The sequence below is a fragment of the Streptomyces sp. NPDC021622 genome (assembly GCF_040640795.1).
GTDB lineage: Bacteria > Actinomycetota > Actinomycetes > Streptomycetales > Streptomycetaceae > Streptomyces.
In genome coordinates, this window is sequence record NZ_JBFACK010000002.1 from 586,977 (window position 1) to 603,087 (window position 16,111).

The following is a 16,111-nucleotide window of genomic DNA, read 5'->3' on the forward strand; positions in this document are numbered from 1 at the left end:
TCAGACACCGTGCACGCCCGAACCGTCCGCGCCGTGCTCCCGCTGTACCGCGTCGTCGATCGCGCGCTGCCACAGGCCCGCCGTGCGGGTCCGCTCGTTCCAGGTCGTGGCGATCACGTGCCGGACCAGCTCCCTTCCGGCCACCGCGTTCGTCAGCAGGACCGCGCCGACACCCGAGTGCAGCCGAAGGCCGGTCATGGCCTGGTAGCCGTACGCCTGCCCGCCGTGGCCGAACTCCAGGTCGCCCGAGGAGTCGTCGACGATGGTGCTCCAGCCGTACATCCGGCCCGACCTCGGCGTCAGCATCTCCCGTACGAGCTGCTGCTCGACGAGGGCGCCCGACAACCCAAGGCGGCAGCGCCGGACCTGGACGGCCAGCGCGGCGAGGTCGGCCGCGGTGCTCCACAGACCGCCGGCAGCGGCCTCCGGGTTGACGTAGTAGCCGTCGGGCACCGGTGCTCCGTTCGCGTCGTGGCCGTGGGCGAACTGCCGTCCCGACAGGTCGGGGAAGCGCGGCTCGAAGCCGCTGCCGGTCATCCCCAGCGGGTCGAACACCAGCCGCCGGACCAGGTCGGGGAACTCCTCGCCCGTCAGGTCGCTCATCGCCTGCTGGAGAACCGAGTAGTGCAAGGGCGTCAGCTGGAACACCGCGCCGGGCTCGTCCTGCCGGTGCGCGGCCGGAGTGCGGGCCGGGGCCCGTCCGTTCAGCACGTCGAGCACCGTCGGCACCGGGTCGTGCCGGCCGTAGCCCTCCGTCAGGTCGGGGTGCCCGGCGAAGCCGGCCTGGTTGCCGAGAAGCAGCCGGGCGGTCACCGGACGGCCGTCGGGGACCCGCCAGGAGGTCAGGTAGTCGTTGATGTCGCGGTCGATGTCGAGCAGCCCGTCGGACACCAGCCGCAGCACGGTGAAGGCCGTGAGGTGCTTGCTGATCGACCCGGCCGCGAACACCGTGTCGTCCGTGACCGGTACGGCATGGTTCGCGCGCTGGACCCCGAAGGCGTGCACCTCCGCGACCTCGCCGTCCCGGACGAGGGCCAGGCTCGCGCCCGGGATGCCGTGCCGCGCCATCACCCCCTCGACGGCGTCCCGGACATCCGGGACCGCACGGGCGGCACCTCGCCGCGGGCCTCGCGCTCCGTCGCGCAGCAGCGCGCCGAGCTCGGCCATCTGTTCCTCTGCCAGCTTCCGGACGGTCGACTCCTCGTGGACGGCTGTGCGGTGGGTCCAGTGCAGGTACAACCGGTCGCCCTGGACGCGGACGTCGACGTCCAGGAGCAGCCCGTCGGGCAGCTCCGTGTCCTGGGTGACCGCATGCTCCGGTACGAACGGAAGGGCCGCGTCGCGGACCTCGTCGGCGGGCGTGAACGCGAACCTCACCTGCGGTGCAGGCAGAGCCGCCAGCTCCTCGGCGACGTCCGGATCAGGAGCCAGCCAGCGCAGCAGGCCGTAGCCGTGGCGGGGTGCGGGCAGTGCCTTCAACTGCCGGGTCACCGACGTCAGATCGGCCGCAGGGCCACGGTCGCGCGGCAGGCGCAGGGACACCGGGACGCGGTCCGTCAGCGGGCCGACGGTCCGGGCCAGGGCGGCGGCCTCGTCGGACGCCTCCCGGCGCGGGTCGACGGTGACCTCGACGCCGATGCGGTCCGCGTCGGCCCAGCGCGCGAGCACCCGCCCGAGCGTGGACAGCAGCAGCCGCTCAGGCCGGTCACCGGACAGCAGCTCGGCGGTCTCGTCCGCCGGGAGCGCCACGGTGACGGTGTTGCCGTCGACCGTCACGCCCTGAGCCGCGTGGGCGACCTCGTGGCCGACCTCGTGGTCGACGGGCAGCGGCGGTGCCTCGGGCAGACCCAGCCAGGCCTCGGCCTGGTCCAGCATCTCCTCGCTCCCGGCAAGACCGGCGAGCTGCCGGGCCCAGCCGTGCAGCGGTACGGGCACCTCCGGCAGCTGGACCACCCGGCCGCGGGCGACCTGCCGTACGGCCGTCGCGAGGTCGCCGAGGACGACGGACCAGGAGCTGCGGTCCAGGGCAAGTTCATGCCCCGACAGCCACAGTTCGTCGTCCGGGGTGTCGTCGAAGCGGACCAGGGTGGCGCGCAGAGCGGCGCCCTTGCGCGCGTCGACGTCCGCCGAGCTCTCCGCGACGGCCGCGCGGACCGCCTCCGCACGCCGCTCCGCCGGTACGGCGGTGAAGTCGGCGACCCGCAGCAGGGCGTCGTCGTCGACCTCGGCGAGCCGCGCGACGGCCGGCGAACCGGCGGTGTCGAGCATCAGCCGCAACGCCTGGTGGTGTCGGACCACGGCCGCCAGCGCCTTCCGCAGTACGTCGGCGTCGGCCCGCCCGTCCCACGGCACCCGCACCGTGCGCGCCCCGGCCGCATAGCCGTCGAGCCACTTGACGTGCCCCGGAAGCAGCGGCATGCCGTCTTCCGGGAACCGGGCGTCGTCCGCCTCGGCCGCCGCCGTCAGCGACGCGAGGTCGCCGAGGCTGCGCGCCTGGAGGATCATCCACATGGCCACCGGCAGCCCGGCCTCGCGGCACTCCGCCAGCATCCGTACGGCCCGCAACGAGTCACCGCCCAGGTCGAAGAAGCCGTCCTCCACAGCGACGCCGTCCACCCCGAGAAGCTCGCACCAGATGGCGGCGAGCCGCTTCTCGACGGGCGTGCGCGGGGCGGTACGAGGGCCGCCGGATGCGTACGTGGTCCGGTCGGGGGCGGGCAGGGCGCGGTGGTCGACCTTGCCGCTGTTGGTCAGCGGGATCGCGTCGAGGGTCACGTAGGCCGCCGGGACCATGTACTCCGGAAGCGCCTGGCCCAGGTGCTCCCGCAGCGAGGCCGTTTCCGCCGTGCCGACGACGTACGCCACCAGGCTCTTGTCCCCGGCCTCGTCCGCACGCGCCACGACCACGGCATCCGTCACAGCGGGGTGCTCACGCAGCCGCGACTCGATCTCACCCAGCTCGATGCGATAACCGCGCACCTTCACCTGACTGTCGATACGCCCCAGGCACTCAAAGGTGCCGTCGGACAAGCGACGGGCCAGGTCACCCGTGCGATACAACCGCGAACCGGAAGGACCGTACGGGTTGGGCAGGAACTTCTCGGCGGTCAGTCCAGGCCGCCCGTGGTAGCCGTGAGCCAGACCGTCACCGGCGATGCACAACTCACCCGTGACGCCGACCGGGACCGGACTGCCCTGCGCGTCGAGCACGTACAACTGGGTGTTGGCGAGCGGGTCACCGATGGATACGCAGCCGTCGAGGGCCTGCGGTACGTCCCAGGTGGACGACCAGATGGTGGTCTCCGTCGGGCCGTACACATTCACCGACCGGCCTGCATGCGAGCCCAGCTGCTGAGCGAGCTCGGCGCTCATGGCTTCACCGCCGACCAGCGCGGTGACAACGGGATCGTCGAACCCGGCCGCCAGCAGCAGGCGCCAGCCCGAGGGCGTCGCCTGCACATGGGTCACACCGTGCGCTTCCGCGAGCGCCCGCAGCGCGGTGGCGTCCTTGGCCTCGGTATCGCTCGCCAGGACCACACGACCGCCCGTGATCAGCGGCAGGTGCAGCTCAAGACCCGAGATGTCGAACGAAATCGACGTCGACGCCAGCCAGACACCCCTGTGATCGACGCCGAGGTGATCCCGCAGCGAGGCCAGCAGGTTGTGCAGGGCGCGGTGACTGATCACCACACCCTTGGGCCGCCCCGTCGAACCGGACGTGTACAGGACGTAGGCCACCTGCTCCGGATCCACAGAGGCTGCCTCAAAGGCACCCGGAAGACCGTCGATCTCCGCACGATGCGCGGCAAGGTAGTCGTCCGTGACCACCAGGACGGCCCCGGCATCCTCCGCCATATACGCGGCACGCTCAGCCGGCAGCGCAGGATCGATCGGCAAATACGCCGCACCCAGCTTCCACACCGCCAGCATGCTCACCAGCACATCCGGCGACCGATGCAGAGCAAGCCCCACCACACCGCCGGCCACCACACCCACACCCCGCAGATGCCGAGCCAGCCGATTCGACCGCTCCTCCAACTCCCGGTAGCTGACGCGCTGTTCACCACAGACGACGGCAGCCTCACCGGCCCGATCCGCCAGCTGCCCCGCGAACAACTCCAGCGCACCGGCACAGCCCCACTCGGTCGCGGCAGGTGCCGAAAGCGCGGCGGTCAGCTCCTCGGCCGGAAGGTGTGCCTCGCCCGCCGTGCCCGCCGGGTCGGCGGCCATCGCCTCCAGCACCTGTCGGTACAGGGCCGCAAGGCGCCGCAGGTTCGCCCCGTCGATCGTCTCGGCAGAGGCGATCAGTGCGATGTGCCGCTGGGAGGCGGCCACATTGAGGGCGAACTCGTTCGCGCCGTCGTTCAGACCGGCGGCCACGTCGACGGCGGACGTGTCGACCTGGTGGAAGTCCAGGTGCTCGAAGAGCACGGAGACCAGGCGCCGGCCGTCGCCGGTGTCCCGCTGGATGGCGGGCAACGGGTAGCGGCGGTGGGCCCAGATGTCCGTCTCCTGGGCGTGGACCCGCTCCACCAGCTCCAGCCAGGTACCCGAGGGCCGAGTCGACGGGAACGGCAGGGTGTTGAGGTGCATGCCCAACACCCGGTCCGAACCCGGCGCCTCCAAACGGCCGTGGAAGACAACACCCGTGTGGAATGCCTCGTCCGCCGTGAGGGACGACAGGACCTTCAGATGCGCCGCCAACAGGACCGTCTTCAGGGAGGTATGGGACTGCCGGGCCAGGGCGAGAAGGCCATCGGCCAGGTCACCGAAGGGGATCGACTGCTCGTGCGTCCCCGGCAGATTCGTGGACGCGTCCGCCCAGCTCTCCGGGAGGGAAACGGGGGCGTGGCGCTCGACGACGTCCTGCCAGAAGGCGCGGTCCTCATCGCCGTCCAGCGAGGCGAGTTCGGCAGCGACGAAGTCCGCGTACCGGACGGCCGGAGCCTCGTGCACCGGGGCCTCACCGCCGTCCCGCAGGCTGCGGTAGCAGTCCACGATCTCCATGAGGAGGGTGTGGTAGCTCCAGCCGTCCGCGATGGCGTGGACGTACGTGAAGGTGATCCGCCAGGCGTCGTCCGACTCCAGGTGCACCGCGATCCGCAAGGAGGGGTCGTCGGCCAACGCGAAGCCCGTCGCCTGCTCCTCGGCACCGAACTCCCGCAGTGCCGCATGCTGCCCCTGTGTGCTCTCGCCACGCAGGTCGTGCACCGTCACCGGTACGGCGGACGTGTCGTGAACCAGCTGGAGCGGCCGGGAGTAGCCGGTGAGGTGGAGCGTGGTGCGCAGCGTCTCGTGCCGCTGCGTGATGTGGTCGACGGCGGCGCGGAACGCCTCCGCGGAGAACGGCTGATCGTCCGGAATCCGGAAGGAGTTGATGTTCTGGTACGCCGACCTGCCCTGTTCCTGCGCCGCCAGCATCTCGACGAGCATGCCGGTCTGGATCTGCGACAGGGGGTACGCGTCCACGACGTCCGCCGGCAGCGCGGCACGGTCCTCCTCGCCGAGCAGCCCGAAGGGCTCCACGGCGGTGAGCAGGGACGCCCCTTCGGTGCCGGTGAGGTGGACGGCGAGCGCGGCGACGGTGCGGTGCTCGAAGACCGCGCGTACGTCGACGTCGTAACCGGCGGCGCGCAGGGCGCCGACCAGACGGACGGCCCGGATGGAGTCGCCGCCGAGGTCGAAGAAGCTGTCCTCCACCCCGACCTCGTCCTGCTCCATGACGGTGGCCCAGATCCCGGCCAGCCGCTCCTCGGCCGGCGTGCGCGGAGCGGTACGACGCCCGCCCGCGTAGGCGGTCTGGTCGGGGGCGGGCAGCGCGCGGTGGTCGACCTTGCCGCTGTTGGTCAGCGGGATCGCGTCGAGGGTCACGTAGGCCGCCGGGACCATGTACTCGGGAAGCGTGCTGCCGAGTTGCCCGCGCAAGTCGGCCGAGGCCGCCTCGCCGACGAGGTACGCCACCAGGGTCTTGTCCCCGGCCCGGTCCTCGCGGGCGACGACCACCGCGGTCTCGATGCCCGGGAGTTCCCGCAGCCGCGACTCGATCTCACCCAGCTCGATGCGATAACCGCGCACCTTCACCTGGCTGTCGATACGCCCCAGACACTCAAAGGTGCCATCGGACAAACGACGGGCCAGGTCACCCGTGCGATACAACCGCGAACCAGACGGCCCGAACGGGTTGGGCAGGAACTTCTCGGCGGTCAGTCCAGGCCGCCAGTGGTAGCCGTGCGCCAGACCGTCACCGGCGATGCACAACTCACCGACGACACCCGACGGCACCGACCGCCCCTGCGAATCCAGCACATACAACTGGGTGTTGGCGAGCGGACCACCGATCGAGACACCGTCCAGGACATCGGGAACATCCCAGAACGACGACCAGATCGTCGTCTCCGTCGGACCGTACACATTCACCAACCGGCCTACGTGCGAGCCGAGTTCCTGAGCCAGCTCGGCGTCGATGGGCTCACCACCGGTCAACGCCACCACCGAGCGATCACTGAACCCGGCCGCCAACAGCAGGCGCCAGCCCGAAGGCGTCGCCTGCACATGGGTCACACCATGCGCTTCCGCGAGTGCCCGCAGCGCGGTGGCGTCCTTGACCTCGGTATCACCGGCCAGGACCACACGCCCGCCCGTAATGAGGGGCAGGTGCAGCTCAAGGCCCGAAATGTCGAACGAGATCGACGTCGACGCCAGCCAGACACCCGTCTGATCGGCCCCGAGATGATCCCGCAGCGAGGCCAGCAAGTTGTGCAGCGCACGGTGGCTGATGACCACACCCTTGGGCCGCCCGGTCGAACCGGACGTGTACAGGACGTAGGCCACCTGTTCCGGATCCACAGCGACCGCCTCGAAGGCAGCAGGCAGACCATCGATCTCCGCACGGTGCGCGGCAAGGTACTCGTCCGTGACCACCAGGACCGCCCCGGCATCCTCGGCCATATACGCGGCACGCTCAGCCGGCAGCGCAGGATCGATCGGCAAATACGCCGCACCCAGCTTCCACACCGCCAGCATGCTCACCAGCACATCCGGCGACCGATGCAGAGCAAGGCCGACCACACCACCCGGCACCACACCCGCACCCCGCAGATGCCGAGCCAGCCGACTCGACCGCTCCTCCAACTCCCGGTAGCTGACGCGCTGTTCACCGCAGATCACGGCGGCCTCACCGGCCCGATCCGCCACCTGCCCCGCGAACAACTCCAGCGCACCCACACGGCCACCCCACTCGGTGAAGTCCGAGGCCTCCTCGAACTCCCCCTCGGGCAGACACGCGCCCCCTGCGTCCCCATCCGGGTCCGCCGCCATCGCCTCAAGCACCGACCGGTACATCGACCCCAGCCGCCGCAGGTTCTCCCCGCTGATCACATCCGTCGTGGAGGCGAGGTTGAAGTTGCCCTTGGTCGGAATGACGTTCATCGCGAACTCGTTGATGCCGTCGTTCAGGCCCTGGGCGGTGTCGACCGTGTCGGTGTCGACGTGGTGGAAGTCGAGGTACTCGAAGAGCACCGAGATGAGGTGTCGGGAGTTTCCGGCGTCCCGCTGGACGGCGGGGAGGGGGTAGCGGCGGTGGGCCCAGATCTCCGTCTCCTGGGCGTACACCCGCTCCACCCACTCCCGCCAGGTGCCGGAGGAGGGCCGAACCGCCGGGAAGGGAAGGGTGTTGAGGTGCATGCCCAGCACCCGGTCCGCGCCTGGTGCCTCCAGGCGGCCGTGGTAGACAACACCCGCGTGGAAGGCCTCGTCAGGCGTCAGCGCCGACAGGACCTTCAGATGCGCCGCAAGCAGCACGCTCTTCAGCGAGGTGCCTGCCGTACGCGCCAGTTCCCGCAGACGCCCCTCCAGATCCGCGAACGGAACCTGTAGACCGTGCCGCTCCTCGCTGCTGCCCTCCGGGTCGCCCCACGTCTCGGGCAGTCGGAGCGGGGCGTGCCCGTCCGTGACCCCACGCCAGAACGACTGGTCCTCCGCGCTCGCCACCGACGCCAACTCGGCTGCGATGAAGTCCGCGTACCGGATGGAAGGCGCCTCGTACTCCGGCGCCTCACCACCGTCCCGCAGTCGCCGGTAGCACTCGACGATCTCCATCATCAAGGCGTTGTAGCTCCAGCCCTCCGAAACGGCGTGGTGGTACGTGAAGTTGAGCCGCCAGGCGTCGTCGCTCTCCAGGAGCGCCGAGACGTTCATCAGGGGGGCGGTCGTCAGGTCGAAGACGACGGCGTGCTCCTGGGCCACGTACTCGGCCTTGCGTCGCTCCTGCTCCGCCGCGTCCAGGCCACGCAGGTCGCGCAGGGTCACGGCGAAGTCGGTGGTGGCGTGGACGAGCTGGAGCGGCCGGGAGTAGTCGGACAGGTGCATCGACGTGCGCAGGATGTCGTGGCGGGCCACGACCGTGTCGACGGCCTCCTGGAGCGCGGCGAGCGAGAACGGCTTGTCGTCGCGGATCCGGAAGGAGTTGAGGTTGTGGTAGACGGCCCGTCCGTCGGGGCTGCCCGCCATGGTCTCGGCGAGCATGCCGGTCTGGATCTGCGACAACGGATACGCGTCCACCACGCCCGCGGGCAGCAGGGCCCGGTCCGCCTCGTCGATCAGGGCGAACGGGGCCACGGTGGTGACCAGGGAGGTGCCCCCGCCCTGTCCCGCGAGGTGCGTGCCGAGTCCGGCGACGGTGCGGTGCGCGAAGACGTCCTGGACGGACACGTCGAACCCGGCGGCGCGCAGCGCCCCGGCCAGGCGGACGGCGCGCAGCGAGTCACCGCCCAGGTCGAAGAAGCCGTCCTCCACGCTGACCCGGTCAAGGCCGAGGACCTCGCCCCAGACGGAGGCGAGACGCTCCTCGACGGGGGTGCGCGGGGCGACGTACTTGCCGGTGTCGAAGGCGTCGCGGTCCGGCGCGGGCAGCGCCCGGTGGTCGATCTTGCCGTTGGCCATCAGCGGCACGGCGGCCAGCGTGACGAACGCGGCCGGGATCATGTAGTCGGGCAGGGTGGCGGCCAGGTGCTCCCGAAGGACGCCGGATGCGGCTTCGTCTCCCGGTGCTGCCGGGACGACGTACGCCGCGAGGGACTTCTCCCCCGTCCGGTCCTCGCGGGCGACGACCACCGTGTCGGCGACGGCCGGGTGCTCGCGCAGCGCGGTCTCGATCTCGCCGAGCTCGATGCGGTAGCCGCGTACCTTCACCTGGTCGTCGATGCGGCCGAGGAACTCCAGTCGTCCGTCGGGCAGTCGGCAGGCCAGGTCGCCGGTGCGGTAGAGCCTCGCGCCCGCGGGCCCGAACGGGTCGGGCACGAAGCGCTCCGCGGTCAGCGCGGGCCTGCCGAGGTAGCCGCGGGCCAGGCCGGGGCCGCCGACGTGGATCTCGCCGGGGACGCCGACCGGGACGAGCCGTCCATGGCCGTCGAGGAGGTGGATGCGCAGATCGGTCAGGTGCCGGCCGAGGACGCTGCGCGCGGGACGGCGGAAGTCGTCGGCGTCCACGCGGTGGAAGGTGCAGTGGACGGTGATCTCAGTCGGGCCGTACAGGTTGACGAGCATCGGCTTGTCGAGGCCAACCCGGTCGACCCACGGCTGGAGTTCGGCCGTGTCGAGGCGTTCACCGCCGAAGACCACGGCCCGCAGCGCGAGCCGGTCGATGCGCTCGTCGCCCTCGGCGGCAAGCGCGGCAAGCTGGCGGAACGCCGACGGGATCCTGCACACGACGGTCACCCGCTGCTCCACGAGCAGGTCGAGGAACTCATCCGGCGACCGGCCGACGCCGGTCGGCACGATCACCACACGGCCGCCGTGCAGGAGCGCGCCCCACATCTCCCACACGGAGAAGTCGAAGGCGTACGAGTGTGCCTGTGTGCACACGTCGTCCCTGCTGAAGCGCATCTCCTCGGCGATGGCCGTGAACATGCGCAGGACGTTGGCGTGGCTGAGGCCGACGCCCTTCGGCCTGCCCGTCGAACCGGACGTGTAGATGACGTACATCAGGTCGTCCGGCGTACCGGCGACTGCGGGCGCGGTGTCCGGGCAGGCCGCGATGGCGGCCCGGTCCGTCTCGCCGTCCAGGAGCACCACGGGACCCTCGTGGATCCCGTCGAAGGTGGCGACGTGCACGGTCCTGGTGACCAGCAGGGGCGCCCCCGCGTCATCGAGGACGTACGCGAGACGGTCGACGGGGTTCGTCGGGTCGAGCGGCAGGTACGCGGCCCCCGACTTGAGCACACCGAGCAGGGTCGGCACGAGGTCGATGTCCCGTTCGAGCGAGACGCCGACGACGGTGCCGGGTCCTGCGCCGAGGCCGATCAGGTGGTGGGCGAGCCGGTTGGCGCGCTTGTCCAGTTCGGCGTACGTCAGGTGCCGGTCCCCGCAGGTGACGGCGACCGCGTCGGGGGCGGTGGCGACATGCGTGGCGAAGACGTCCGGCACGCGGTGGTGGACGGGCCGCTCGACGGTGGTGTTCCAGTCGACGAGCAGCCGGGTCAGCTCGTCCTGCGGCAGGCAGGGGTCGCCCGCGTCCCCGTGCGGGTCGGCGGCCATGGCCTCCAGGACCCGCCGGTACTGGTCCGCGAGGCGCCGCAGGGCGTCCCGGCCGAACACATGGGTGCCCGCACCGAGAGTGATCCGCCCGCCGGACGCCACCACGCTGAGCTCGAACTCGTTCGTGCCGTCGCCGAGCCCACCCTCGACGTCGACGGTGTCGCGGTCGACCTGGTGGAAGTTCTGGTGGTCGAAGAGGGTGGTGATCAGCCGCCGGCTGTCGCCGGAGTCCCGCTGGATGGCGGGCAGGGGGTAGCGGCGGTGGGCCCAGATGTCCGTCTCCTGGGCGTACACCCCCTCCACCAGCTCCAGCCAGCTGCCGGAGGGCCGATTCGCCGGGAACGGCAGCGTGTTGAGGTGCATGCCCAGGACGCGCTCGGCGTCCGGAGCCTCAAGACGACCGTGGTACACGACACCGGTATGGAAGGCGTCCTCCGTCGTCACCGTCGAAAGCACCTTCAGGTGCGCCGCAAGGAGCACACTCTTCAGCGACGTACGCGCACGTGCCGCCAGCTGACGGAGTCCGTCCTCCAGATCGGCGTACGGTGCCTGCGCCCAGTGGAAGTCCTCCGGGGTGCCGTCGTCGTCGGCCCAGGCGGCCGGGAGCCGCAGCGCGGTGTGGTCGCCGACCACGTTCTGCCAGAAGGCGCGGTCCTCGTCGCTCGCCAGGGAGGCGAGTTCGGCCGCGATGTAGTCGGCGTACCGGACGGACGGGGCCGCATACTGCGTGACCTCGCCGCCGTCACCGGTCAACTGCCCGTAGACGTCGAGGAGTTCCATGAGGAACGTGTTGAGCGTCCAGCCCTCGGTCACCGCGTGGCAGTGGCTGACCGTCAGACGCCAGGCGTCCGCCGACTCGACGTGCGCGCAGAACCGCATCAGCGGAGCCGTGGTCAGGTCGAAGCCGCGGGCCCGCTCGCGCGCCGCGTACTCCTCACCGGCGGCGGCCGCGTCCCGACCGCGCAGGTCGACGACCTCCACCATCGGCTCCACCCGCGCGTGCACCACCTGCAACGGCTGCGAGAAGCCGTCGAGGTGCACGGAGGTACGCAGTATGTCGTGGCGGGATACGACGATGTACACGGCCTGCTGGAGGGCACCGATGTTCAGCGGCTGCCCGTCCGGGATCCGGAACGAGTTGATGTTGTGGTAGACGTCCCGGCCCTCGCCCCGCGCGGCCAGCATCTCCACGACCATGCCGGTCTGGATCTGCGACAGCGGATACGCGTCCACGACGTCCACCGGCAGGGCAAGCCGGTCCTCCGCGCTGATCAGCGCGAACGGCGCGACCGCCGCCGTCACTTCGGCGGCCGACCGCCCCTCGGCCACGACGGCGAGCGCGGCGATCGTGCGGTGCTCGAAGATCTCCCGTACGTCGATGTCGTACCCGGCGGCCCGCAACGCGCCCACCAGGCGGACGGCCCGGATGGAGTCACCGCCGACCTCGAAGAAGCTGTCCTCCACGCCCACTTCGGCCACGTCAAGGATCTCGCCCCACACCGCGGCAAGACGCTCCTCGACCGGGGTCCGGGGCGCGAGGCGGTGGGCGGTGGCGAAGGCGTCGCCGTCGGGCAGGGGCAGGGCACGGTGGTCGAGCTTGCCGTTGGTGGTCAGGGGGACGGTGTCGATGGGGACGAAGGCCGCCGGGACCATGTACTCCGGCAGGACGGACGCCAGACGGTCGCGGAGTTCCGCGGCGGTCGGCGCGGGTCCTGCCGGGACGAGGTAGCCGGTGAGGACCTTGTGTCCGGGGACGGGCTCGGTGAGGGTCACGACGGCGTCGCGCACCGCCGGGTGCTCGCGCAGCCGGCTCTCGATCTCGCCGAGCTCGATCCGATAGCCGCGCACCTTGACCTGGTCGTCGATGCGGCCGAGGAAGTCCAGGGATCCGTCGGGCAGTCGGCGGGCCAGGTCGCCGGTGCGGTACAGCCTCGCGCCCGCGGGCCCGAACGGGTCGGGCACGAAGCGCTCCGCGGTCAGCGCGGGCCTGCCGAGGTAGCCGCGGGCGACGGCCGGGCCGCCCACGTACAGCTCGCCGGGCACGCCGACCGGCACGAGGTGTCCGTGCGGGTCGAGGAGGTGGGCGCTCAGGTCGGCCAGGGGGTGACCGATGTCGCTGCGGCGGGGGTGGGCGAGGTCGTCGGCGCCGACGAGGTGGTAGCAGGCGTGCATCGTGGTCTCGGTCGGCCCGTAGAGGTTGACCAGGACCGGCTCGTCGAGGCCCATCCGGTCCACCCACGGCCGCAGTTCGGCCGTCTCCAGCTTCTCGCCGCCGAAGCCGACAAGGCGCAGGGCGAGCCGGTCGAAGCGGGGGTCGCCGTCGCCGGCGGGCGCGCTGAGGGCGCGGAACGCCGTCGGGGTCTGCAGCAGCACGGTGACCTGTTCCGCGACGAGCAGGTCGAGGAACTCATCCGGCGAGCGGACGACGTCCGGGGGCACGACCACCAGGCGACCGCCGTGCAACAGGGCGCTCCACATCTCCCAGACGGACACGTCGAACGCGTACGAGTGGGCCTGTGTCACGACGTCGGTGTCGCCGAACGCGAACTGCTCACGGGTCGCGCGGAACAGCCGCAGCACGTTGGCGTGGCTGACACCGACGCCCTTGGGCGTGCCGGTGGATCCGGAGGTGTAGATCACGTAGGCCAGGTCGTCGGGGCCGCTCAGCCCCTCGGGCGCGGTGGCCGGCCAGGCGCTCGCGTCTTCCATGTCGACGAGGAGCAGCTCGCCCTCGAAGTCATCCGTCACCCGTTCCGCGAGGCCGCTCGCGCTGACCAGGATGCCGGCCCGCGCGTCGGTCAGGATGTGGACGAGGCGGTCGTCGGGGTTGTGCGGGTCCAGCGGCACATAGGCGGCGCCCGACTTCAGGACGCCGAGCAGGGTCGGCATCAGGTCGAGGTCGCGGTCCAGGAGGACGGCGACGACGGTGTCCGGTCCTGCGCCGAAGTCGCGCAGCCGGTGCGCGATCCCGTTGGCGCGCGCGTCCAGTTCGGCGTACGTCAGATCGTGGTCGCCGCAGGTGACGGCGGTGTGGTCGGGCGTAAGGGCGGCCTGGGCGGCGAACGCCTCGTGCACGCACTGCTCGACCGGCTGCTCGGCCTTGGTGTTCGTGGTGTTCGTGGTGTTCCAGTCGACCAGGAGCCGGTCGAGATCGTCCTGGGCGAGGGGCACCACCGTGGCATCCCCGTCCGGGTCGGCGGCCATCGCCTCCAGGACCCGCCGGTACAGATCGCCGATCCTGCGCAGTGCGTCCCGGCCGAGTACGTCGGTGGAGGTGCCGAGGTTGAACCGGCCGTTGCCGGAGACCACGCTCAGCGCGAACTCGTTCGGCGACGAGTTGAGTCCGGCGTCCATGTCCACGGCGTCGCGGTCGACCTGATGGAAGTTCTGGTGCTCGAAGAGCACGGAGATCAGCCGCTGAGCCTCGCCCAAGTCCCGCTGGATGGCGGGCAGGGGGTAGCGGCGGTGGGCCCAGATGTCCGTCTCCTGGGCGTACACCCCCTCCACCAGCTCCAGCCAGCTGCCGGAAGGCCGAGTCGCCGGGAACGGCAGCGTATTCAGGTGCATGCCCAACACCCGCTCGGCATCCGGAGCCTCAAGACGACCGTGATACACGACACCGGTGTGGAAGGCGTCCTCCGTCGTCACCGTCGAAAGCACCTTCAGATGCGCCGCAAGGAGCACACTCTTCAGCGACGTACGCGCACGTGCCGCAAGACGCCCCAGGCCCTCCTCCAGGTCGGCGAACGGAACGTACACACGGTGGTGGTCACCGGCGTCGCCGTCCTCGTCGGCCCAGGTGTCGGGCAGCGTCAGCGGAGCGTGCCCACGCACCACGTCCTGCCAGAAGGCACGGTCCTCGTCGCTCGCCAGGGAGTCGAGTTCGGCCGCGACGAAGTCGGCGTACCGCACGGCGGGCGCCACGAACGCGGCCGGCTCACGCCCCTCGCGCAGCTCGCGGTAGCAGTCGAGGATCTCCATGAGGAGGGAGTGATAGCTCCAGCCCTCGGTCGCCGCGTGGCAGTGGCTCAGCGTCAGCCGCCAGGCGCTGTCGGACTCCAGCTGGACGCCGATCCGCAGCAGCGGCGCGGAGTCCAGGTCGAAGCCGGCGGCACGGTCCTCGTCCGCGTACACCCGGCCGAGCCGCTGCTGTTCGACGGCATCGAGCCCCCGCCAGTCGTGCACGGTCACGGGCAGGACGGCCGACGCGTGGACGAGCTGCAACGGCTGCGAGTAGCCGGACAGATGCATCGACGTACGCAGGATGTCGTGGCGCGCGACGACGGTGTCCACGGCCGCCCGGAAGGCCTCCGCCGAGAACGCGTGCTCGTCCGGGATCCGGAAGGACGTCAGATTGTGGTACGTGTGCAGGTCACCGGCCCGCAGCAGCTCCACAAGCATGCCGGTCTGGATCTGCGACAGCGGATAGGCGTCCACCACGTCTGCCGGCAGGGCGGCACGGTCCTGCGCCGACACGAGCGCGAACGGCGCCACGGCACGGATCAGTGAGGCACCCCCGCCCTGCCCGGACAGCCGGGCGGCGAGCGCGGCGATCGTGCGGTGCTCGAAGATCTCCCGTACGTCGATGTCGTACCCGGCGGCCCGCAACGCGCCGACGAGACGGACGGCCCGGATGGAGTCACCGCCGACCTCGAAGAAGCTGTCCTCGACGCCCACTTCGGCCACATCCAGGATCTCGCCCCACACCGCGGCAAGGCGCTCCTCGGCAGGTGTACGGGGAGCGATGTGCCGGCCGCCTGTGTAGGCGGTCTGGTCGGGGGCGGGCAGGGCACGGTGGTCGAGCTTGCCGTTGGTGGTCAGCGGGATCGCGTCGATGGCCACGAAGGCCGCCGGGACCATGTAGTCCGGCAGGACCGGCGCGAGGTGTTCCCGCAGCGATGCCGCGTCCGCTCCGCCGACGGCGTACGCCACCAGGGACTTCTCTCCGGTCTGGCTCTCGCGGGCCACGACCACGGCGTCCTTGACGGCCGGGTGCTCACGCAGCCGGTTCTCGATCTCGCCGAGCTCGATCCGATAACCACGGATCTTGACCTGCTTGTCGATACGACCGAGCGACTCCAGACTCCCGTCCGGACGCCGCAACGCCAGGTCACCACTGCGGTACAACCGCGAACCGGCCGAACCGAACGGGTCCGGCACGAAACGCTCAGCTGTCAGCTGCGGCCGCCCGAGGTACCCGCGTGACACCGCCGGACCGGAGACATAGATCTCCCCCGGGACGCCGATGGGCACCAACCGGCCCTGCGCGTCCAGCAGATGGATGACGGTATCGGCGAGCGGATACCCGACCGGGCTGAGCGCCGGATGGGCCAGGTCCTCGCCGGTGATCCGGTGGTAGGTCGAGTGGACCGTGGTCTCGGTGATGCCGTACATGTTCACCAGCGCCGGACGCTCGACACCGACGCGGTCGGTCCAGGGACGCAGCTCACTCAGATCCAGCCGCTCACCCGCGAACACCACGGCACGCAACGCGAGTTGATCGATCCTCGGATCGCCCTCCCCGGCAAGCGCCGTCAGCGACCGAAACGCCGTCGGCGTCTGACACAAAACCGTCGCC

At 71.0% G+C, this 16,111-nt stretch carries 1 protein-coding gene (running past one end of the window); it reads right to left on the bottom strand.

All coding sequences use genetic code 11. The features are described from left to right. Window positions 1-16,111: the 3' portion of a non-ribosomal peptide synthase/polyketide synthase gene (locus AB0G47_RS07080; protein WP_360764886.1), read on the bottom strand. It continues 14,798 nt past the right edge of the window; only the last 16,111 of its 30,909 coding nucleotides appear in the window; its start codon lies beyond the right edge, outside the window — the gene reads right to left on this strand; its stop codon occupies window positions 1-3.